Origin of the sequence: uncultured Endozoicomonas sp., from assembly GCF_947495845.1 — a bacterium.
Classification (GTDB): domain Bacteria; phylum Pseudomonadota; class Gammaproteobacteria; order Pseudomonadales; family Endozoicomonadaceae; genus Endozoicomonas.
Genome location: NZ_CANMAO010000023.1, coordinates 47715 through 65660 on the forward strand (window position 1 = coordinate 47715; position 17946 = coordinate 65660).

A 17946-nucleotide genomic window follows, 5' to 3' on the forward strand; every position below is an offset into this window, starting at 1 on the left:
TGCTTACTTCCCACGACCTTTCACATAGCTGTAGATACCACCGGGGGCAAGAGCTGCCATGGCCGCCATGGGGTCGTAGCCTTTGTGCACCATATAAAATGCCAGGCCATAACCAACATAGGAGGCAATCTGACGCCCCATTTTGTGTAGTGCATCTACCCAGGGAACGGTTTTGGTATCCAGCTCCTTGCGGTAGGTTTCCTCCGCCATCTTCTGCAGCTCTTTACCGGCCATGGTTGCCTGGTGTCTGAACTCGTTGACCTTGTCCGGGTCTTCGATCAGTTCACTGGCCAGATCCACGACTTTATTAAACGGGTTTATCCAATCCAGGAAACTCATAAAAGACGGTCCTCGTACAATCGCTGTTGCAGTTCAAAGGTGCGTTTGAGCCAGCCACGGATAAACCGTTTGTTGTGCTCTTCGTCGGGTTCGTCCGCCAGTTCGTGATAGCGCAATGCCCGGTAGCTGAGGAACTGGGGTAACAGATATTCAGGGGAATGTTTGTAAACGGCGGCGAGGGTTTTGGGGCCGATAATGCCGTCATCCAGAACACCTGCCGCCCGTTGTAGAAGTTTGGCGGCGGTGCGGTTGCCCATGTTGACGGCAGTATCAAAGATTGCCATGCCCATGTAGGAGGGCATATCGTCGGCGCGGGATAAAAGCCAGTAGTCGTCGAAGTAGATGGCCTTGGCCTGTTCGACGGTCAGGGCCTTGATGTCCAGTTCGGGGTGTGCCCGTTTGCTGATGCCATGGTTGGTTTCGCCTCCGGCATCGTTCGGGTCGTTGACATAACCGCCTTCCGCTTCCAGGACAAAAGCAATGGCGGACTCAAAGGCTGGGGTGTAGGTATAGGTCGTCATGCCCCGATTGTGGGGGAACACTTACCTTAAGCGGCTTTAAAGCCCTTTACTGAAATTGATGAGATATAAAGGAAGGTTTAGCAGGCGTTTAAGCCTGCTATCAGGTAAAGAGGTTATGCTGTACTCGATTGCGATGCAACTGCATCTGCTCCCGAAGTACTTCGTAGATCTTCTGCTCACTGAGCCGGAACTGTCTGGCCAGATCCCTGTGGTTATTGCCTTTAAATGCGTCGTATATTCGCTTGTTCCGCAGGGCGTTCTTGATACGTTCGCCTTTGGGCAGGTAATAGTTTCGGCCACCACACAGAAATGCCATGGCCAGCAATACCCGCTCGGCCTGCCGGTAAATAGCCTCGTCGTCTACACCTTCACGCTTGAGCTGGGCGCGGATTACATCAGCCAGTTCTACCAGATCACCGGGCCAGTAGTGCTTTTGGTGGAGTGCATCATTGTCCAGATGGGCCATGATGTCGTTGTTTTGGTCGTCGATGCCGAACAGGTCGTCCATGGTCGCCTCGCGGTCTTGTTTTGTGCTTTAGCTTTCTATTATCGGAGGTTATGGCGGTGGGAACTACAGGGAATTGTTGGGAGAGTGTTCCCATACAGGCGTATGGGAACCAGAGGGTTTTATGCGGATTGGAGGCTGAGTTGTGAACCTGGCTGTGGCAGTAACCCGAGTTTGCTCAATCGGTTCAGTGCGTGGACAATGCTGCCGGGCTTTTTATCCATCAGACGACCAATCTCAGACAGGTTCAAACCAAGGCCATGATAATGGGCGATCTTGCCCAGCTCCGGACGCAGTTCGTTGAGAAGTTCCTGTTCACGATTTGAACTTCGGTCAGTTTGGGGTCGTGTGGGGTTGGCCAATTCCTGTTTAGCCCAACGGCGAAAGTCTTTTGCTTTTTGGGACTTGCTAAGAAAAGCCAGCAGTATACAGCCTGTTTCTGAGAATACTCTGGTTTCGCGCTGCCTGCCATCAAGTGCGGTCAATTTGACCGAAGTTGAATCTGCTCCCTCAGAGAACTCATCTTTATTGCGCTGAAAAATTCTATTAACTGAATTGGCAGGGTCGGCCATCTCCAAAGCCTGACCAATCTGAGAAGCAGTTAACCACCGCCGACCATCGTAGTTAACAATGGTTAATGGGCTTTCAGAAAAAGACGCAGTACGCACGACAGCCGAAGTTTGATTGTTTTTCACGGTCATTTCCTCGCTCAGTTATTTGCCCGCACATTCATTGTCTAAGGTTTCTAATGCGAGTCCAACAGTGTTCGTGACCAGCTCAAGCAACAGTGCCAGATCATCGCCATTAACGTCGTCCATCTGCTTGTGGTTGGCGATCAGTGCAGCGAGGGCTTTCATACAGCTGTGGGCTTGCCAGAGTTGGTCTATAGGGCGAGGGGTATGGTTCTTATTCATTGCGTTCACCTTTGAGTCGGAATTTTATTCCCGCCTCCAAGAGGTGATAATCTCGGCTGGAGACGGACTGGACGGGGTTATCACCACCGGTCTCAAAGGAACACCGGCCTCCGTAAAGGAGCCCCACCCAGCCCGTCATAAAAGGGCACTGCAGGATGGAAACGAAAAAAAGACGCCTGCGACTGTTTATTTGCGGACAAACGAGGAAAGCGTCTTTTCATTCGCCTTTGAGAGTTCGGGGGTGATAATCCCGATGGCAGATTTTGCTACCATGGGTGAAACGATACGATGGCTGTCTCAAAGCGTCAAGCATTAGTCTCAATTTACCCTGCCGAACCCTACGAATGGCTAATAGTTACCTTTGTTGCCACTGCTTCAGGCATTCGATCAGCTGCCAGCACACATCGGGGGACTGATTTAACCAATCCACTTTGGCGATGCCGTAACCGTGGTTATAACGGGCGCTCATCCGTTGCACCCACTTCTCCAGGGCGTTCTCGGAGCCGTCGCGGACGATGCCTTCGTTCGCCATAGAGATCCACAGCGCCCGCAACTTATCGACCATGGTCTTCTGGTGGTATTCCTTATCACGGCTGATCGGGCTGTTACGCTTTTTGCCCGTTCTGCGGGTTTTGGGTTTCCAGCCCATGGTGTTCTTCAGGTAGTGCTCCACCTTGAACAGTTCCCCCAGAGTCATGTCGCCGCAGCTGCTTTTGCCGGTTTGCGCCGTTAGCATCTCCCGGTATTCGTCCTCAGTCATGGCCAGATCTTTTTTAGCGATATGGATGCGGGCCTTGGCCTTGCTCATGTTGTTAGATGGCATCGAGCACCTCCGGATGATCCTGGCCGATGGCTTCCAGCAAATGACGACGGTGGTCTTCAAAGTAGCGAATCAACTTCTGGGTTTGCTCATCGGCGGCTTTGAAAGCGTCGTCCTGCTTGAAGACGTCGGGCTTGATGCAGGCAATATCCCGGCTGACCATGTGCATGGCCAGCAGTTCGGCGACTTTGCGGGCGGTGAGTTGGGTCATGCCTCACCCCCAACGGCCAGCAGTCGATGCCCATCTTCCAGCAATGCTTCCAGATCGGGGCGGTATTCTGCTGAGTCGTCCACCACATCCTGTAATGCCTGAGCCTGTCTGAGGGCATGATCTTCCAGAGAAGTGATGCGCTCATTCAGGTGCGCGATGATTCGGGAAGCGGCCAGCCCTTCAGGGTCCGGCTGCTGAACCGGCTTTCCGGTCAGTGATACTACGTTCATATACTCCGCAGGGGGCAACTCATTAAACGCCCTGACCTTGTCAGGTTCTGTCATCCATTTGTCTGTCATCGTTTTCTCCATATTCCCATGGATGGGGTGTATCCCGCCGAGCGCAGGGAGCGCGAACGGGAGGCTGCTCATCAGTACCCGATCACCACACCGGGCAGACGCCCCAAAGGGCGTTTCGCTTTAGTGGGTTGTTACGATGTCCGGCTTGCCGGATGCGCTCAGCTGTTCGTGAACCTCGCCACGGTGGATGGCTTCGGCGATGCGTATGGCGCATAAATGTGCCGGGTTGTTCTGGTCGCACTGCTCACCATTAAAGGAGACTTCGATAGCCACCTGGCTGCCTTTGCCGGTTTCGATGATTTCGATGGTTGCCTTTTTCATGATGGACTCCTTACACCGCTGCCAGATCAAGCGAGATGTGCTGCCACCGGTCGGTGTCGCCTACCCGCTCGTAGATATTGATGTAGGCCGTGGAGCCCGCCACGGTGATGGAATCCACCAGAGCTTTCATGGCCAGCTGCCACTCTTCATCGTCGATCTCCAGATTCTTCAGGCCCAGCACTTCGGCAGTGCGCAGCTGACGCTTGTGGTTGGTGCGGAAGGCACGTTCCACCAGAGCCTTGACCTCTGGGCGACCACCTTCTGTCCAGCGGTTGAGGCAGTTGTCGATCAGTTCTTTGGCCGCCTCGATCTGCTCGCTGAAGGTGATGTGCTCATGTTGCTTGAGCTGCACCTTGTAGCGACCATCGAACGACAGCAGCTGTACGTTGCCCTTTTTGCCGCCCAGTTTGACGCCGTACTGCTCGGCAGAGAGTTCGACAAATGCCTGAATGTCGCCGATGGTTTTGTGCTTGAACTGGGCCAGCAAATCACGCTGGGGCAGAGCCTGACTGAGAATCTCGGCTACCAGCTCGTCCCGCGCCTTGTCGATGGGCTTGATCAGGTCTTCCGGCACCAGTCTTCCCTGGTGGTCTTGTCGGTAGCCTGCTGGCACTTGTTGTGGTTGGTCGCTCATGGCGTTCCCTCGGTTGGTTGTGGTTATCCCCATGGATGGGGTGTATCCCGCAGAGCGCTGGGAGCGCGAACGGGACAGGTTGATGGTTAGTCGCATACGACGCCATTCTGTGTGCGACAGGTTCAAACGGTGCTGGTGCATGGTTCTCTCCTGCCGTGGTTTTTACTTCTTGATCCAACTCACCTGGCACTGTTCAAAGTCCACCAGGTATGTTTCGTAGCTGAGGCCGTTGTTGCCCTTGCTGAAGGATCTGGGCACACCCAGACCGTCCACCCGAGGGTTCCAGCCGACACGGATCTTGGGTTTGCCTCCGCCACCCAGTTCCACATGCTCCACGCTGATGTTCAGGGACTGCAGACGACTGACGGCGATGGTCGCCTTTTTCATGGAGTCGCTGATGTAGTCCTGCTGGGCATTACCCCGGTAGGTGATGGTTTGTGTTGGTACTCGCGGTGCTGCTGTCATTGTTATTTCCCTTATTGATGTTCTGCAGGTACTGGTTATTGCACGTCTACTTCGATGATTTCCCTGGGGTAGTACCAACTTTCGGAAATCCTTAAACCTGTGGTGCCACGGGTTAAAACAAGCATTCTGATAAAGGGCAGGCCAAGCCATTTGCGCAGGCGACTTCTGCGCTCCTCTATCGCTGTTAGTGGCTGGCCCGAGGTAATGGATGGGACAGTGCCGAACAGTTTTTTTGATGTCGTCTTCATCGCTGTTGCTCTCTTTGATGGTGGTTTAATGGGCTCTTAATGCCTGTTTAAATTCCTGTTCCATCAGCGCCTTGATGCGGCCAGCATCATCAGCCTTGCGGCGGTAACGGTTGGCCTGCTTTTTCAAGTTACGCTGTAGAAGGGCGCTGTCGGTGTTGACGGCCTGCTGGTCCAGTCGCAGGGATTCGTCGATGAATAGCTGTCGTGCATCAAACAGCAGGCTGATCAGGTTGTAGCGTTCCAGTTCGTCCATGTTGCGGCTCTCCTAGCTGCACTTTTTAAAGCGGTACTGGCTGGGCACCCGCTTAAAGTTGATGGCAAAACCCCGCTGCTCTGCCTTCCACGGCTTGAGGTATTCCTCGAACACATCACAGGCCAGTGCTTCATCCCGGCAACGGTTGCGCTGTGGGCAGGCATCGCAGGGGCAGTTACCCGCCTTGTTGGCCTGCGGGTAATGTCCACCGGCGGGGTCGTAGCCTTTTTGCTCCTGGCTGTTGGGGTTGGGTTCCACCCACAGATCGGTGGCGACGATGACGGTTTCCATCTCACACCTCTTTCACTGGTATGCGGCTATGTTCACACCCACCCCGACAGGCGTGGTACAGCTGCACCCGTGTAGGATTGGTGGCGCAAAATTCCCGCGCCTGGAACTGCAGGCATTTATCCCTTGGCAGTTCGCCCACTACCGGGCAGTTCACGCAGTAGCCCATAAACGCGCCTTCAAACTTGTCCTTAAAAGGCCCGATGCGCCGTGCCAGGTATTTACCGCTGAGTACCTGGGAGACCATGGCGGTAGACACATCCAGTCGTTTGGCGATCTGGCTCTGGCTCAGCTTTTCCGCCACCTTGACCAGCTCCTGATACCACTGGTCATTGACGTACTCTTCTTTGCTGTGTGCTTGGTCTGACATGGTCGTTTACCCCTGAATAGTGATGATTTCTTTAGTCTTGTAGTCGTAGAGCCTGCCCAGCTCGTGGCTGATGGCCGGTGCCTTTTCGCCGTTGTCCCGATGAACCGGCAACAGGTAGCTGGTTTCCCCAAGGCTGGGCTCGCACTGGCGCAGGTAGTTGAAGCGGTGCAGATCCTCTACCCGTTGCTGCACGACGACGGTCTCCTGCTCAGTCACCATCGCCAGCTCACTGACGGTAAAGTTGCGCAGCATGCGCATGGCCTTCCACAGGTCGAACTCCGCAGAACCCACCGGAGCCGGTTCACCGGGCCAGCGGCTCAGGGTGGCGGGCACCGTGTGCACCGTGTCGGTGTTCGGGTCGTAGCATTCGCTGGTGTTGTTGCGCAGCTGGGGCGCGTGGCGTCCGGTATTGCGGATCAGCCAGTAGAGCCGGGTGGGTCTTGGTTCCCGCCACAGGTACCCGGCACGCTCCAGGGCGTTCAGGTAGATCAGCGCCGTGGTGTCGCTGAGTTGCGCCTCAGCGGCCAGCTCCATGGCTGTGGCCGGAAACAGCTGGCGAACGGCAACCCACAGGCGCTGCATACCGTTACGCTGGTGACCATGACTCTCCAGGCCGGTCTGACCGGTGTAGCCGCTGGTGCGTTCTTTTTTGAAGTAAGTTGATCCCATGTTCTCCCCCGAAAACATCTCGCAAACGTGGCCTGCTTACGCAGACACCCCTAAGAAATACGTGCCTTTCGCTTCCCGGAAGGCCGCCAGATCCATCGCCTTTACCCCGAGGGATGCTGCCACCTGTTCAATGCGATACAGGCCGGTAGTGATGCGTCGTGTATTGCCTTTGGCGTATTTATTCAGGTCTGCCAACAGACAATCACTGACGCTCACCTCGCACAGATGCTCAGTAATCAGACGGGCGTCGTGTTCATCCAGGGGCAGAAACTCCACGTCGATCAGGAAACGGTTGTCGAACTTCTCAGACTTCTTGATCTCCCGTTTGATGTCCTTCATGCCCACCAGAATGATGGGCATAGTGCTCATGTCCTGCAGATCCATGATGGAGTCGCGCATATCCGGAAAGCGCACCAGGTAATCCGCCTCATCGATAAACAGCGGGCGCTCCTCCATGGAGAGCTTGCGGGTGATGTCGTCCAGCATGATGTCCATGAAACGACGGGGTGGAATCTCCAGCTCACGGCAGATGGCCCGCAGCAGCGCCGAAGGTGTCCGCCATGCCGCCATGGCCCTGACGTAATAAGCGTTGTGCCGGATGGCAAACCACGCCGTACTGGTGGTTTTGCCCAGCCCGGTGTCGCCGTGGATCAACCCCAGACGATGCGTCAGCCGTTGAGGTGCGCTCAACAGCGCCTGCCCCTGGGCAGCCAACAGGGCGACGTTTTTGACAGGAACGGTAATGTTTCTCATACTTAGCACTCACTTTATTGTTGTGGGCATGCTTGCCCGGTACTCCTGAGGGCTGTTCCAGCAGCTCTCAGACTCTTCTTCTCTTACTCATCCTTCAGCCCGAACGCCGTCTTCCCGAAGTCGTCCAGCACCATCTTGTGTCCCTGGAATTCCGCCGTGCCTTCGTGGCGCTGCTTCCAGTTCTGTTCAAACTCGCTCAGGGCTTCCCCGGCCTGCTGGCGCTCTTCCAGCCGTATCCAGCGGCGCATACGGTCATAGCCGGTTTCTGCCTGCTGGTTTCCCTCCTGTTTGTTCTGGGTGGACTGGTTGGCGTCTTTCATGTAATCGCTCCAGGCCACCAGTGTCTCGGCACTTGGGTTGGCTTCCCGCTCTGCCTTTGCCTGCTCCTCGGCTTTGGCCTGATCTGCCGCTGCCAGTGCATCCGCAGCTCCGGCCAGATAGTCGGTCTGGTGCTCATGGTGACGGCGTGGCATCTGGGTGACGTTGACATTGCGCTCGGCAATCTCCCGCTCCCGCTTGGCGAAAATCTTCTCGATCAGGTCTGCCTGGTTGATCTTGCGGCCCTTGGCTTTCAGCTCGGCTTTTTGCTGGCCGATCTTCTTCTGCTCTTCCTTCATGGCGCGGGCCAGCTCTTCGCGGCTGATGCCGGTAATGGCCGGATTCTGTGCCATGCAGACAAACTCACCAGAAGTCTCAAACAGGTAGATACGCCCGATGTCGCTGTTGTCGTAGCGCACCATGAACTGCTCACCCACACGGGCTCCCAGCTCCGCTGCCACGTACCAGCCACCTTCCAGCCGGATGCCCTTCTTCTGAGCGGTGCGGATGCCTTTCTGGCCGGGGATCGGCTCCAGTAGCAGATCCAGCGCCCGCACATCGTCGATGCGACGCAGGGGCTCGACCCAGTTGGCCACCCTTTCAGCCGGTGACTGACCATTGAGGCCGCCGTGGGCATCGTGCATATAAAAGGCATCAATCCAGCGGTTGCAGAAGGTCTGCAGGTCTTCGCTGCTCATGGTCACGTCAATCACGTTCTTGCTGCTGCCCGCCTTGCGCTTGAGCCGGTCGGCAAAGCTGAACTGCGCCTTGATGGCTTCCCGCTCCGCCACGTTGTGGCCGATAAAGCCCGGCAGCATTTCCACCATGCCGTGGGCAAAGGTGCGGAAGAACCGTTCCACAAAGGGCTTTTGTTCGCCGGAGAACGGGTCGGTGAATTTCAGGTCGATGCCCAGCACATCGGCGACCATGGCCATGTAATGGGAGGCGTAATCCTTACCGTTATCCACCCGGATCACCTGTTCCCCCTGGCCGTCCATCGCCCACTGCAAAATGGCTTCGCGCATGGTCAGGGCCACGCCCCAACTGTCGGAACTCTTGCGCACCTTCAGCACCGCCCGGCGGGAATACACGTCCAGACAGGCGATCAGTGAGAAGCGGCCATCGGTACACATGACGTCAGCCGGTGAGCTGTCCATCTCCCAGAGCTGGTTGAGGCGCAGCACGTTCTCGGCGGCATCGCCACCGGCGGCCATGTACTTGTTCTTGAAGGCGTCGGGGTTGGCGACAGCGGTGAACAGTCGTTTGTTTTTCACCTTCCACTTGGCCAGCCACTGTTGCAGGGCGCGCTCGCTGGGAATGGTGAGGTCATCACGACCGTCGAAATTGGCTCCCAGGGCCTTGAGCATATTCGGTGCGCTGGTGTGGGGCATTTTTGCCAGCATGCCTTCGGCGAAGGCGGTCAGCTCGGGTTGAGTGTCCATTAAACTGCGTTTAACCGCCTTGTAATTGCAGGCTAAACCGGCAGGGCCTTCGGTCGCATAGGCAGCACGCCAGCGGTACAGGTTGGCGCGGCTCACCTTGGGCACATAACTCTTGACCAGGGCGGCCAGTTCCAGCTGGTTGCTGTTGTAGGCGTCGACAAATTCACGGATGGAGGCTTCGAGGGATTCGAAGTCGGCCACGTACACTTCCAACGCAGAGAGCACTTCGATCCGTGCCCGCACCCTGCCCTGCTCTTTGGGTGAGAGTTGGTTGAAGGCAGCCATCTGGCGGACGTGCTGGTCTTTGTTGTCCCCGGCTTCTTTCATGCCTTCGAGGTTGCCCTTGAGCTGGGCTTCGTTCAGGTCACCGGATTGCCGGGAGGCGGCCTGCTGTTGTTTGGTCTGGCGGATGCGCAGCGCCCGCTGGGTTTCTTTGGGCAGGCTGGAGATGTGGTATTCGCGGCCTCCGCCTTTGCCTTGTCTTGGGCGGCACTGGCAGTTTTCTCTGTTTACAAACCTCATAGCAGTTCTGCGAACACCATTAAATGGCGGGCATTCTGCAATTGTTTTTATTTCAAACCATTCTGAGAACGACATTTCGCATCCTCACCTTTCTTGGTAAACGGAACGCCCAATATGACGCTCTATAGCTTTGAGGACTTGGCGTGTTTTTCCTTTTGGATTTCCACATACGCCCTCCCACTTTTTGACCGCATAAGTAACGGTTCTTGGGGCTACACCGACCTCCTCAGCTATATCGCTGTATGTAATCCCAATCTCGTAAAGCGATGCCTTAACACTCCAAAAAATGCTTTCGCTCATGCTGATTCTTTCCGCCTCCTGTGGTAGCTTTTTCTCATCTTGTGTAGCGTTTTCTCACAATATACGCAACTTGCGAGACGGTCAAGCCATTATTACGCACTTTGAGTAAGAATATGTATTCAGTGGAAGATATTATCAGTCGAATGAAAGAGGCTGCCCGGTGTGAAAGCGATATAGATCTAGCTATTTATCTAGGTTTGTCTCGTAGTAATGCAATCAGCAGCTGGAAGTCGAGAGGCTCAAAACCTTACGCATATTGCGAAAACATATCTAACCGGGAAGGGGTCACTATTGACTGGCTATTAACTGGAAGAGAACCAAGATTTATCAACCAAGCATCAGCAGTAGTTGATCAAAAAGAGAGAAAACTTTTAGAAATGCTTGATGCTCTTTCTGATGAAAACAGGAGAGAGATTTTATCTCGCATTGAGGGCATGTACTCAGCAAGCCAGCAAACCCAACGCATCGCAGAACTTGAAAAGCAACTAGCAGATTTGAATAAAAAAATATCCTGAACTTGGACACTCTCACAATTTTTCATTGTCAGCAGCGTTCTCCGAACTTTGTCCAAGTTCATATCTTATTGTCCATGTTTAACTTGGACACTGTCCAAGATGGAATAAACGTACACCCCTCTATAATCAGCTACCCACCAAACTTGGACACTAAATATCAAACCTATATGCGGTGTCCAACTATCGCGAACCCTACCTATGCCGTTTCAGACTGTTTAACCGTCCGGTAAACCCAGTATTAAAGCCGTTTAACGTCGTTTTAGCGGGTGGCTGCTGTTTGCGTCGTCCTGGGGTGCTTGTGCGCCTGCTCGGTGGTTTGGTGAGGATACGGAGTGTGGAGGCTATCAGGCAGGCTGGTTGCGCTCGACGCCGCAGGCTACGGGCGTTTGAGGTGTACCTCAGTCACTTAAACCCATGCTTATGCAGATATACCCGGTAGAGCCCTGGTAATATCAGACCTACCTTCGGGTTACAGAAATTGTGCAGAAATAAGCGCAGCCCTGCATTGTCACAGGGCATAAGGAAAGGGTTTTTACTGACTTAAATGAGAGAAGAAATATCCAGATAGGGTGCAACCGACCCCTTACTGAAGTCGTCCAGATGAGGAACATTTCCAAGGCGTGGCGCAGGGATCAAACGGGTTAAGGTGGCTAGATTTTCTTCGAACCGATGCATGTCCGGATCAATCCGGTTGGCAACCCAGCCCGCTAACGTTGAACCATCCCGAAGAATCGCTTCTGCTGTTAACAGCGCATGATTCAAACAGCCTAACTTCATACCGACCACCAGAATAACCGGGGTGTTCAACGCCTTTGGTAATCCTGACATCATCTCCCGGTCATTAACCGGGACTCGCCAACCACCAGCGCCTTCGATAAACGCCAGATCGTATTTCTTCATCAAAGCGCCACGGCAATAACCGGTCAGACGATCCAGCGTCATGCGAACACCCGCCTCTTCTGCCGCTATATGTGGAGCAACCGGCGGCTCAAACGCCAAGGGGTTCATCTGTTCATAAGGCAATGACATTGTCATTGCCTCAATCAAAACCTCAGCATCATCATTACGAAGCCCTTCACTGGATTGATGACAACCCGCAGACACTGGCTTCAGTGCCAGTGTTGACAAGCCTTGCAAACGAGCGGCTTCCAGAAGGCCGCAGGCAACAACAGTTTTACCTGCATCGGTATCAGTACCGGTTACAAAGAAAGCTTTACCCATTACAACACGCCTCGCTCTTAAGTAAACACGTTATTCTATGACCATCGCGAAGGTAAAAAGGTTCTATAAGTTATTTATTCAAAACGCCATACAACACTTGATAGGTCAGAGGCAATCCTGCTTTTACCCTCCGATGCTCATAGGTTTTTCTTAACTCATCCAGCTTTCGGCGCGTAAATAGGTTGGGCGTTCCATCCAAAACTGTATTCACCCCGAGCGCCTTCAAAGACCGCAACATCGTGCTTACATCAGGGTAATAAACTGCTTCAGCCTGAAGTGACAGGCTCTTCTGACGCATGCCCGAGTCATGGATGATTTTTTGCTGCTCCGAGAATCCGGCAAACTGATTAACTCGACCACTCTCTCCCGCCTGAGTCCAGGAAGCATTCAGTTCATGCAAGCTGCCGTCGGATAACGTGGAGAACACAAACTGCCCTCCCGGCTTCAGCACCCGCGACACTTCATCAAGAACTCGTTCCAGGCTACACCATTGAATAGCAAGGCTTGAAAAAATGAGGTCGATGGATTCGGATGCAAACGGCAGTGACTCAATATCACCGGAACACCAGCGAACACGATTGCATGAAGAATGCTGCCGTTGGGCAAACTGCAGCATGCCCATAGAAAGATCCAACCCGGTCACCAATGCAGAAGCGTACCTGTCAGCCAACGCCACGGAGTGAATGCCTGTTCCGCTGCCCAGATCCAGCACACGATTAACAACAGCATTCGTCGGCAGCCCTAGCATAGCCCTGGCCGCAACCCGATGTTGCAACACCGCTGCAGCATCGTAACTTTGAGCGGCTCTACCAAAATTACGAGCGATTAGTCGCTTAACACTAACCTTGTTAACACGTGCAGCTACATCACTGCACGGGACACCTGACTCTGAGGAGTAATCATCTAAGGAATATGGAGACACAGCTGCTGCACCTCCCTGACAACGACACCCGGATCATCCATAAAAAAAGTATGCCCACCTTCCAGCACTTGAACCCGATGCGTCGGAAAACGAGTTTCAATCAACTCGGCAGCACTCGCCGGCACCAATCCGTCGTCTTTTCCAAACATATGACTGATCGGACAGCGAAGATCAGCAAGCGCTGAACGGAGGTCACTACCACCCAACAAAGCCAGCAGTTCCTTTAAGGTGGTTTGATCAAGCTCGGCGTCATCCACCAGGGATTGCAACAACGTAATTTGTGCTTTTCGCTGAGGGCTGCCTGAAGCGCACAAAAGGGCAAACTGTCGTAAGGTTTTTCCGGCAGATTCTGCAAGACCTTCTGAGAAACTGGAAAACAAAGCCGGTGACATGGCTTCTGGCCAGTCAGACTTCTGAACAAAACATGCATTGGCTGCAAGATTAACGACACCGGCGACATTTTCCGGATGTCGACTGGCATACAATGTTGCCAGCATCCCCCCCAGTGACCAGCCCACCAGTACCGCAGGTTTTTCAAATAATTGCTGATCCAGATAATCCAGCAGTACGTTCCAGTCGTAGGGTTTTCTGTAAGCATCAAGCTCACTCACTAAACCCGGGAGTTGCACAATTGAAACACGACGATGATCTGCATCCAGAGCTTCAGCCAGGGTTTCCATAACACCGGCTGGCATTGCCCAGCCACTGATCAACACAATTGGGTACTGGCTCATCCCGTCATCACTCCTGAATTTGATAATTCTTCTGGACTTATGTCGTTTACACGGGGTCTATGTAACGCTTTAGACATAACTTTTTCAAGAGCGCTGAGCAGATCTTCAACATGTTGTCGTGTATGAGTGGCACTGAAAGTAATGCGTAATCGGGAAGAACCCTTTGGTACCGTAGGCGGGCGGATGGCGGGCACCAGAATATTCTGTTGTGCCAATTTATTGCTGACTTCCATGGCTCGCTTTTCACAACCCACAAGCAACGGTTGAATCGGCGTCTGTGAATCCATGAGGGGAAAGCCCAACTGTTCACAGCCTTTTCGAAAATAGCGGATCAGATCCTGCAAATGCTCCCGACGCCAACTTTCCTTTTGCACAATTTTGAGACTCGTTCTCGTAGCCTCCGCCACCGCAGGCGGCATAGATGTCGTATAAATGTAACTTCGGGCAAATTGGATCAGCGTTTCGATCAACGCATCGCTACCGGCCACAAATGCACCGTAGGTGCCAAAACCTTTACCCAGTGTTCCCATCAACACCGGCAGCTGCTCTTGGCTTAAACCAAAAGCCTGAGCAACACCACCACCAGTTTCACCAAGAAAGCCAAAGCCGTGGGCATCGTCCACCATCAGCCACGCTTGATGTCGCTGGGCGATGCCTGCCAGTTGATCAATGGGAGCAACATCTCCGTCCATACTGAACACACCATCGGTGACAATCAATTTACGACGGGCGTCTGTTTTTTTAAGGCGAAGTTCGAGATTCTCAACATCGTTATGGAGGTAACGCTGAAAACGGGCGCCCGACAATTGCCCGGCATCCAGTAATGAAGCATGATTCAAACGATCTTCAAACACCGCATCCTGCTTACCCAATAAAGCCGTGATGGCACCAAGGTTTGCCATGTAGCCATTGGAAAACAGCAATGCACGATCACGGCCGGTAAACTCTGCTAGTTCATCTTCCAGTTGATGATGCGCTTTACTGTGACCAATTACCAAATGAGAAGCACCGCCCCCCAAACCGTAGTCATTCGTCGCCTGTTGAAAGCTGGCGATAACCTCTGGATGGTTCGCCAAACCAAGATAATCGTTACTGCAGAAAGCCAGATATTGTCGCCCATCAATCACTACTTCTGGCTGCTGAGGGGTTTCCAGCATTTTTCGGCGTCGATATAACCCTGCTGCCTGACGATGACGGAGATCCTGCTCCAGTTCGAAACTCATTAACTCTGCCCAGTCGATCCTGTGGAAGCCGCTGCATCGTAATATTGATCGTTACTTTTCTCACGATCGTAAAACGCCTTGATCGGACAGGTTTCCGGTGCATCAACACCTTCACCCCAATCGTGATTCTGGTTGATGCCTAATTTATCAAACAGTTCACGGTCACGATTCACTTCCGGGTTGGCGGTGGTCAGCAGCTTATCGCCAAGGAAGATGGAATTCGCACCCGCCAAAAAAGCCAGCGCCTGTAATTCATCACTCATTTTTTCACGACCGGCGGATAAGCGAACATTCGACGCTGGCATCATAATTTTGGCGACGGCGATGGTGCGGACAAAATCAATACCTTCCACCTCATCGACATTTTCCAGAGGCGTACCCGCCACTTTGACCAACATGTTGATAGGCACACTTTCCGGATGCTTGGGCATGTTCGCCAGTTGAACCAACATGCCAGCACGATCGCGCTCCGTTTCACCCAAACCCACAATGCCGCCACTGCATACATTCATGCCGGCATCGCGAACATTGGCCAGTGTGTTCAAGCGATCAGAGAACGTTCTGGTGGTGATAATGCTGCCGTAGAATTCTGGCGAGGTGTCCAGGTTGTGGTTGTAGTAATCCAGACCTGCGGTGGCAAGATCATTCGCCTGATCTTCACTGAGCATGCCTAGCGTCATGCAGGACTCTAATCCCAAATCTTTAACGCCTTTGATCATCTCAATGATTAACGGCATATCTTTTGCCGGTGGGTTCTTCCAGGCGGCGCCCATGCAAAAACGAGTCGCGCCAGAGGCTTTGGCGGCTCGGGCTTCTTCCAGAACCTTTTTCACTTCCATCAATTTTTCTTTTTCCAGACCTGTGTTGTAGTGACCGCTCTGAGGGCAATATTTACAATCTTCTGGACAGGCGCCCGTCTTAATAGAAAGCAGTGTGCTAACCTGCACCTGGTTTGGATCGAAGTGCGCGCGATGCGCCAGTTGCGCTTCAAAGATCAAATCATTGAATGGCTTTTGAAACAAAGCTTCGACTTCCGCCATGGTCCAGTCATGACGAAAAGCGCTGGAAGAATCGGCGGACACCGCCTGGTTAGTACTGACCATGACACCCTCTGGATAGGAACTCACTCTATGACACATGGTGAGTTTTATTAATTATGAAAATGAAAACGATGATAACGGATTAAGCAGAACCGTCAACCAATGCTAAAGACCCTAGTTTACAACTGGTTTAAAATTAAACAACTTGTAGAAATAAAGTGCATACTCTGTCGCGGCTTCACCACTCTGAACCAGCCTCTGTGCACACTTTGCCTCAATTCATTCCCGGTACCAACGTGCTTTTGTTCCACCTGTGGAATTCCCATTAATGAAAGTGAAACGGGGCTTTGTCCTCAATGCATTATTCAGCCACCGTTGTTTGATCATTGCCTTGCGCCTTTTTTGTACCAGTTCCCCATTAATAAGGTTCTGCAGATGGTGAAATACCAATCCCGACTTGAACTGATCAAACCCATCACCCAGCCAATGGCCGATTTATTGTCAGATTTTTATCTGGAAGACCAGTGGCCAGAAGTTGTTATTCCAGTACCACTCCATGAAAAGCGATTACGAAAACGTGGTTATGATCAGGCCTTGCTGGTAGCCAAGGCTTTGAAAAAACAACTTCCGGATGTGATTACCCTTGAGAACCAACTGATCAAGCGGGTCAAACACTCCAGCCCTCAGCAAAATCTGGATGCAAAAGATCGCCAGAAGAATATTAAACAGGCCTTTGCGCTCCAGAAAAATCTGCAATACCGGCACATCGCACTCGTAGACGACGTTGTTACCACAGGTGCTACAGTCAGTGAGATCACAAAACTGCTAAAGAAAGCCGGTGCTGAGCGTGTGGATATCTGGAGCATTGCCAGAACACCGGAAAATCAATAACTGTTATTGCTACTTATTAAATTACTGCCCATCAACCAATAAGATACCCACTTTCACTCATAAAATACCTTATCTCATGAACACTGGCTCCCAATCCGCCTGTTCAATCAGTGCCCATAAATCATCATGCCTGTTGCTGGATGCTGCGGTTTTATTGATGGCTTCTGGCGCGCATACCGAAAGGGTCAACCGAAACCTGAAGCGTCTTGCGGCGGCGCTTGGGTTTGAAGTCGAACTGTTTTTTTCCCTTTCTGGCATCACACTGACACTCTCCGACCATCGTCATGAACCCATTACTGCGTTTCGAAAAGTGCCTGCCTATGGCGTTCAGCTCAGCGTTGTATCCGCCATCAGTCGTTTAAGTTGGAAGGCAATGGAAGAACAGATGCCTTTTGACTCTATTGAAAAAGAAATTCAGCGAATCCGCACACTGCCCCATTATCCAAAGCCGCTGGTTATTATGATGATTGCTCTGGCGGGCATGGCCTTTTGTCGTGTATCCGGCGCAGATTATCTTTCAGTCGCTCTAGCAGGAGTGGCGACAGCACTGGGTTTTTACACCCGCAATCTACTGTTACAAAAACACTATACGCTGCCCATCTGTGTTGCGATGGCGGCGTTTGTGGCCAGTGGCATCAGCGGCATTGGTTATATCAGTGCCATCATCCCTCATCCGGAAATCGCCGTAGCTACTTCGGTTTTGTTTTTAATCCCCGGTATTCCCATGATCAATAGCATTGTGGATCTGGTACATGGCCATATCATTACCGGTCAGGGAAGAGCCATGCAAGCCATCGTGATTTCCATGGCCATCGCTATGGGGATTACTTTGAGCTCTGCATTATTGGGAGCGCTGATTCCATGAGCTTTTTATTTATTGAAAAAGTGCTCTGGGCCGTGGTTGCCGCGCTCGGGTTTGCCACGTTATTTACCGTTCCCCGTCGTGCATTTTGGGCTGTGGCTGTGCTGGCTGCTATTGGTTATGCATTAAGAGGCTTTGCTTTGGATAATGGTGCCAGCCTTGTGCTGGCAACGTTGCTGGGCTCCTGCGTCATGGGCTTGCTGTCTATTCAGCTGGCACACTGGGTTCATACGCCCACTACCGTCTTTATGGCACCCGCAGTGATTCCCATGGTGCCCGGCCTGTATGCATATCGATTCATGATGGGATTGCTGGAAATCAGTCATAACCCTGATGTACCGGTGGA

Annotated in this window: 28 protein-coding genes and 1 other RNA gene; 4 read left to right on the plus strand and 25 right to left on the minus strand. The window is 52.7% G+C overall.

The window, feature by feature from the left end; genetic code table 11:
* Positions 1-3: 3 nt before the first annotated feature.
* From Q1B11_RS14735 to Q1B11_RS14830, 20 genes are all read right to left on the minus strand, one after another.
* Complete coding sequence (locus Q1B11_RS14735) at positions 4-339, minus strand: hypothetical protein (protein ID WP_299734027.1); 336 nt, start codon at positions 337-339, stop codon at positions 4-6.
* Positions 336-860, minus strand: a complete 525-nt coding sequence (locus tag Q1B11_RS14740) for a glycosyl hydrolase 108 family protein (RefSeq protein ID WP_299734029.1) — start codon at positions 858-860, stop codon at positions 336-338. Before Q1B11_RS14740 ends, Q1B11_RS14735 begins: the two co-directional genes overlap by 4 nt.
* A gap of 100 nt (positions 861-960) precedes the next feature.
* Positions 961-1368 carry a Mor transcription activator family protein gene (locus Q1B11_RS14745; protein ID WP_299734031.1) on the minus strand — a complete coding sequence of 136 codons (408 nt, stop codon included), beginning with the start codon at positions 1366-1368 and terminating at the stop codon, positions 961-963.
* A gap of 119 nt (positions 1369-1487) precedes the next feature.
* Positions 1488-2060, minus strand: coding sequence for a Bro-N domain-containing protein (locus Q1B11_RS14750; protein WP_299734033.1), 573 nt, complete (start codon positions 2058-2060; stop codon positions 1488-1490).
* An 18-nt stretch (positions 2061-2078) separates the two neighbouring features.
* Entirely contained in the window at positions 2079-2279 is a 201-nt protein-coding gene (locus Q1B11_RS14755) for a hypothetical protein (RefSeq protein WP_299734035.1), read from the minus strand.
* Positions 2280-2634: 355 nt separating this feature from the next.
* A complete protein-coding gene (locus Q1B11_RS14760; RefSeq protein ID WP_299734038.1) occupies positions 2635-3102 on the minus strand; it encodes a regulatory protein GemA in 468 nt (155 codons plus the stop codon).
* Positions 3092-3310 carry a hypothetical protein gene (locus Q1B11_RS14765; protein WP_299734040.1) on the minus strand — a complete coding sequence of 73 codons (219 nt, stop codon included), beginning with the start codon at positions 3308-3310 and terminating at the stop codon, positions 3092-3094. The genes Q1B11_RS14760 and Q1B11_RS14765 overlap by 11 nt, the downstream gene beginning before the upstream one ends.
* Positions 3307-3609, minus strand: a complete 303-nt coding sequence (locus Q1B11_RS14770) for a hypothetical protein (protein WP_299734042.1) — start codon at positions 3607-3609, stop codon at positions 3307-3309. The genes Q1B11_RS14765 and Q1B11_RS14770 overlap by 4 nt, the downstream gene beginning before the upstream one ends.
* 58 nt (positions 3610-3667) lie before the next feature.
* An RNA gene (locus Q1B11_RS14775) (hammerhead ribozyme type II) lies at positions 3668-3730 on the minus strand.
* Positions 3730-3930, minus strand: coding sequence for a hypothetical protein (locus tag Q1B11_RS14780; protein ID WP_299734044.1), 201 nt, complete (start codon positions 3928-3930; stop codon positions 3730-3732). The genes Q1B11_RS14775 and Q1B11_RS14780 overlap by 1 nt, the downstream gene beginning before the upstream one ends.
* A 10-nt stretch (positions 3931-3940) precedes the next feature.
* Entirely contained in the window at positions 3941-4564 is a 624-nt protein-coding gene (locus tag Q1B11_RS14785) for a DUF3164 family protein (protein ID WP_299734046.1), read from the minus strand.
* Between the two features lie 162 nt (positions 4565-4726).
* On the minus strand, positions 4727-5029 hold the full coding sequence (locus Q1B11_RS14790) for a hypothetical protein (protein WP_299734048.1): 303 nt from the start codon (positions 5027-5029) through the stop codon (positions 4727-4729).
* Between the two features lie 35 nt (positions 5030-5064).
* The gene (locus Q1B11_RS14795) at positions 5065-5277 is read right to left on the minus strand and encodes a hypothetical protein (RefSeq protein WP_299734050.1); all 213 of its coding nucleotides are present in this window, start codon (positions 5275-5277) and stop codon (positions 5065-5067) included.
* A gap of 25 nt (positions 5278-5302) precedes the next feature.
* Positions 5303-5530 carry a hypothetical protein gene (locus Q1B11_RS14800; protein WP_299734052.1) on the minus strand — a complete coding sequence of 76 codons (228 nt, stop codon included), beginning with the start codon at positions 5528-5530 and terminating at the stop codon, positions 5303-5305.
* Between the two features lie 12 nt (positions 5531-5542).
* On the minus strand, positions 5543-5821 hold the full coding sequence (locus Q1B11_RS14805; protein ID WP_299734054.1) for a hypothetical protein: 279 nt from the start codon (positions 5819-5821) through the stop codon (positions 5543-5545).
* A gap of 1 nt (position 5822) precedes the next feature.
* A complete protein-coding gene (locus Q1B11_RS14810) occupies positions 5823-6188 on the minus strand; it encodes a hypothetical protein (RefSeq protein ID WP_299734056.1) in 366 nt (121 codons plus the stop codon).
* 6 nt (positions 6189-6194) lie between these two features.
* Complete coding sequence (locus tag Q1B11_RS14815; protein WP_299734058.1) at positions 6195-6857, minus strand: hypothetical protein; 663 nt, start codon at positions 6855-6857, stop codon at positions 6195-6197.
* A 36-nt stretch (positions 6858-6893) separates the two neighbouring features.
* Entirely contained in the window at positions 6894-7610 is a 717-nt protein-coding gene (locus Q1B11_RS14820; RefSeq protein ID WP_299734060.1) for an ATP-binding protein, read from the minus strand.
* An 83-nt stretch (positions 7611-7693) separates the two neighbouring features.
* Entirely contained in the window at positions 7694-9967 is a 2274-nt protein-coding gene (locus tag Q1B11_RS14825) for a Mu transposase C-terminal domain-containing protein (RefSeq protein ID WP_299734063.1), read from the minus strand.
* A gap of 9 nt (positions 9968-9976) precedes the next feature.
* Entirely contained in the window at positions 9977-10192 is a 216-nt protein-coding gene (locus Q1B11_RS14830) for a winged helix-turn-helix domain-containing protein (protein WP_299734065.1), read from the minus strand.
* Positions 10193-10305: 113 nt separating this feature from the next.
* Between Q1B11_RS14830 and Q1B11_RS14835 the strand changes: the two genes are divergently transcribed.
* Entirely contained in the window at positions 10306-10707 is a 402-nt protein-coding gene (locus Q1B11_RS14835) for a helix-turn-helix domain-containing protein (RefSeq protein WP_299734067.1), read from the plus strand.
* Between the two features lie 540 nt (positions 10708-11247).
* Here Q1B11_RS14835 and bioD read toward each other — a convergent pair.
* From bioD to bioB, 5 genes are all read right to left on the minus strand, one after another.
* Positions 11248-11928, minus strand: a complete 681-nt coding sequence (gene bioD / locus Q1B11_RS14840; RefSeq protein ID WP_299734069.1) for a dethiobiotin synthase — start codon at positions 11926-11928, stop codon at positions 11248-11250.
* Positions 11929-11998: 70 nt separating this feature from the next.
* The gene (gene bioC / locus Q1B11_RS14845; RefSeq protein WP_299734071.1) at positions 11999-12850 is read right to left on the minus strand and encodes a malonyl-ACP O-methyltransferase BioC; all 852 of its coding nucleotides are present in this window, start codon (positions 12848-12850) and stop codon (positions 11999-12001) included.
* A complete protein-coding gene (locus Q1B11_RS14850; RefSeq protein WP_299734073.1) occupies positions 12832-13584 on the minus strand; it encodes an alpha/beta fold hydrolase in 753 nt (250 codons plus the stop codon). Before Q1B11_RS14850 ends, bioC begins: the two co-directional genes overlap by 19 nt.
* Positions 13581-14807, minus strand: a complete 1227-nt coding sequence (bioF, locus tag Q1B11_RS14855) for an 8-amino-7-oxononanoate synthase (protein WP_299734075.1) — start codon at positions 14805-14807, stop codon at positions 13581-13583. Before bioF ends, Q1B11_RS14850 begins: the two co-directional genes overlap by 4 nt.
* Positions 14807-15910 carry a biotin synthase BioB gene (gene bioB / locus Q1B11_RS14860; protein ID WP_366139474.1) on the minus strand — a complete coding sequence of 368 codons (1104 nt, stop codon included), beginning with the start codon at positions 15908-15910 and terminating at the stop codon, positions 14807-14809. Before bioB ends, bioF begins: the two co-directional genes overlap by 1 nt.
* Positions 15911-16009: 99 nt before the next feature.
* On the opposite strand from bioB, the gene Q1B11_RS14865 reads away from it, so the two are divergent.
* The 3 genes from Q1B11_RS14865 to Q1B11_RS14875 form a co-directional block, all read left to right on the plus strand.
* On the plus strand, positions 16010-16738 hold the full coding sequence (locus tag Q1B11_RS14865) for a ComF family protein (RefSeq protein WP_299734077.1): 729 nt from the start codon (positions 16010-16012) through the stop codon (positions 16736-16738).
* Between the two features lie 76 nt (positions 16739-16814).
* A complete protein-coding gene (locus Q1B11_RS14870; RefSeq protein ID WP_299734079.1) occupies positions 16815-17603 on the plus strand; it encodes a threonine/serine exporter family protein in 789 nt (262 codons plus the stop codon).
* On the plus strand, positions 17600-17946 hold a 347-nt coding region (locus Q1B11_RS14875), incomplete at its 3' end, for a threonine/serine exporter family protein (RefSeq protein WP_299734081.1). The genes Q1B11_RS14870 and Q1B11_RS14875, both read left to right, overlap by 4 nt.

Excerpts from the sequence above, each read along its gene's own strand:
- Q1B11_RS14830 (WP_299734065.1), bottom strand. The coding sequence starts at position 10,192 with ATGAGCGAAAGCATTTTTTGGAGTGTTAAGGCATCGCTTTACGAGATT.
- Q1B11_RS14765 (WP_299734040.1), bottom strand. The coding sequence starts at position 3,310 with ATGACCCAACTCACCGCCCGCAAAGTCGCCGAACTGCTGGCCATGCAC.
- Q1B11_RS14810 (WP_299734056.1), bottom strand. The coding sequence starts at position 6,188 with ATGTCAGACCAAGCACACAGCAAAGAAGAGTACGTCAATGACCAGTGG.
- bioF (WP_299734075.1), bottom strand. The coding sequence starts at position 14,807 with ATGAGTTTCGAACTGGAGCAGGATCTCCGTCATCGTCAGGCAGCAGGG.
- Q1B11_RS14820 (WP_299734060.1), bottom strand. The coding sequence starts at position 7,610 with ATGAGAAACATTACCGTTCCTGTCAAAAACGTCGCCCTGTTGGCTGCC.
- bioD (WP_299734069.1), bottom strand. The coding sequence starts at position 11,928 with ATGGGTAAAGCTTTCTTTGTAACCGGTACTGATACCGATGCAGGTAAA.
- Q1B11_RS14785 (WP_299734046.1), bottom strand. The coding sequence starts at position 4,564 with ATGAGCGACCAACCACAACAAGTGCCAGCAGGCTACCGACAAGACCAC.
- Q1B11_RS14865 (WP_299734077.1), top strand. The coding sequence starts at position 16,010 with ATGCTAAAGACCCTAGTTTACAACTGGTTTAAAATTAAACAACTTGTA.
- Q1B11_RS14850 (WP_299734073.1), bottom strand. The coding sequence starts at position 13,584 with ATGAGCCAGTACCCAATTGTGTTGATCAGTGGCTGGGCAATGCCAGCC.
- Q1B11_RS14740 (WP_299734029.1), bottom strand. The coding sequence starts at position 860 with ATGACGACCTATACCTACACCCCAGCCTTTGAGTCCGCCATTGCTTTT.
- bioB (WP_366139474.1), bottom strand. The coding sequence starts at position 15,910 with ATGGTCAGTACTAACCAGGCGGTGTCCGCCGATTCTTCCAGCGCTTTT.
- Q1B11_RS14800 (WP_299734052.1), bottom strand. The coding sequence starts at position 5,530 with ATGGACGAACTGGAACGCTACAACCTGATCAGCCTGCTGTTTGATGCA.
- Q1B11_RS14795 (WP_299734050.1), bottom strand. The coding sequence starts at position 5,277 with ATGAAGACGACATCAAAAAAACTGTTCGGCACTGTCCCATCCATTACC.
- Q1B11_RS14770 (WP_299734042.1), bottom strand. The coding sequence starts at position 3,609 with ATGACAGACAAATGGATGACAGAACCTGACAAGGTCAGGGCGTTTAAT.
- Q1B11_RS14780 (WP_299734044.1), bottom strand. The coding sequence starts at position 3,930 with ATGAAAAAGGCAACCATCGAAATCATCGAAACCGGCAAAGGCAGCCAG.
- Q1B11_RS14835 (WP_299734067.1), top strand. The coding sequence starts at position 10,306 with ATGTATTCAGTGGAAGATATTATCAGTCGAATGAAAGAGGCTGCCCGG.
- Q1B11_RS14745 (WP_299734031.1), bottom strand. The coding sequence starts at position 1,368 with ATGGACGACCTGTTCGGCATCGACGACCAAAACAACGACATCATGGCC.
- Q1B11_RS14735 (WP_299734027.1), bottom strand. The coding sequence starts at position 339 with ATGAGTTTCCTGGATTGGATAAACCCGTTTAATAAAGTCGTGGATCTG.
- Q1B11_RS14815 (WP_299734058.1), bottom strand. The coding sequence starts at position 6,857 with ATGGGATCAACTTACTTCAAAAAAGAACGCACCAGCGGCTACACCGGT.
- Q1B11_RS14755 (WP_299734035.1), bottom strand. The coding sequence starts at position 2,279 with ATGAATAAGAACCATACCCCTCGCCCTATAGACCAACTCTGGCAAGCC.
- Q1B11_RS14870 (WP_299734079.1), top strand. The coding sequence starts at position 16,815 with ATGAACACTGGCTCCCAATCCGCCTGTTCAATCAGTGCCCATAAATCA.
- Q1B11_RS14790 (WP_299734048.1), bottom strand. The coding sequence starts at position 5,029 with ATGACAGCAGCACCGCGAGTACCAACACAAACCATCACCTACCGGGGT.
- Q1B11_RS14805 (WP_299734054.1), bottom strand. The coding sequence starts at position 5,821 with ATGGAAACCGTCATCGTCGCCACCGATCTGTGGGTGGAACCCAACCCC.
- Q1B11_RS14825 (WP_299734063.1), bottom strand. The coding sequence starts at position 9,967 with ATGTCGTTCTCAGAATGGTTTGAAATAAAAACAATTGCAGAATGCCCG.
- Q1B11_RS14760 (WP_299734038.1), bottom strand. The coding sequence starts at position 3,102 with ATGCCATCTAACAACATGAGCAAGGCCAAGGCCCGCATCCATATCGCT.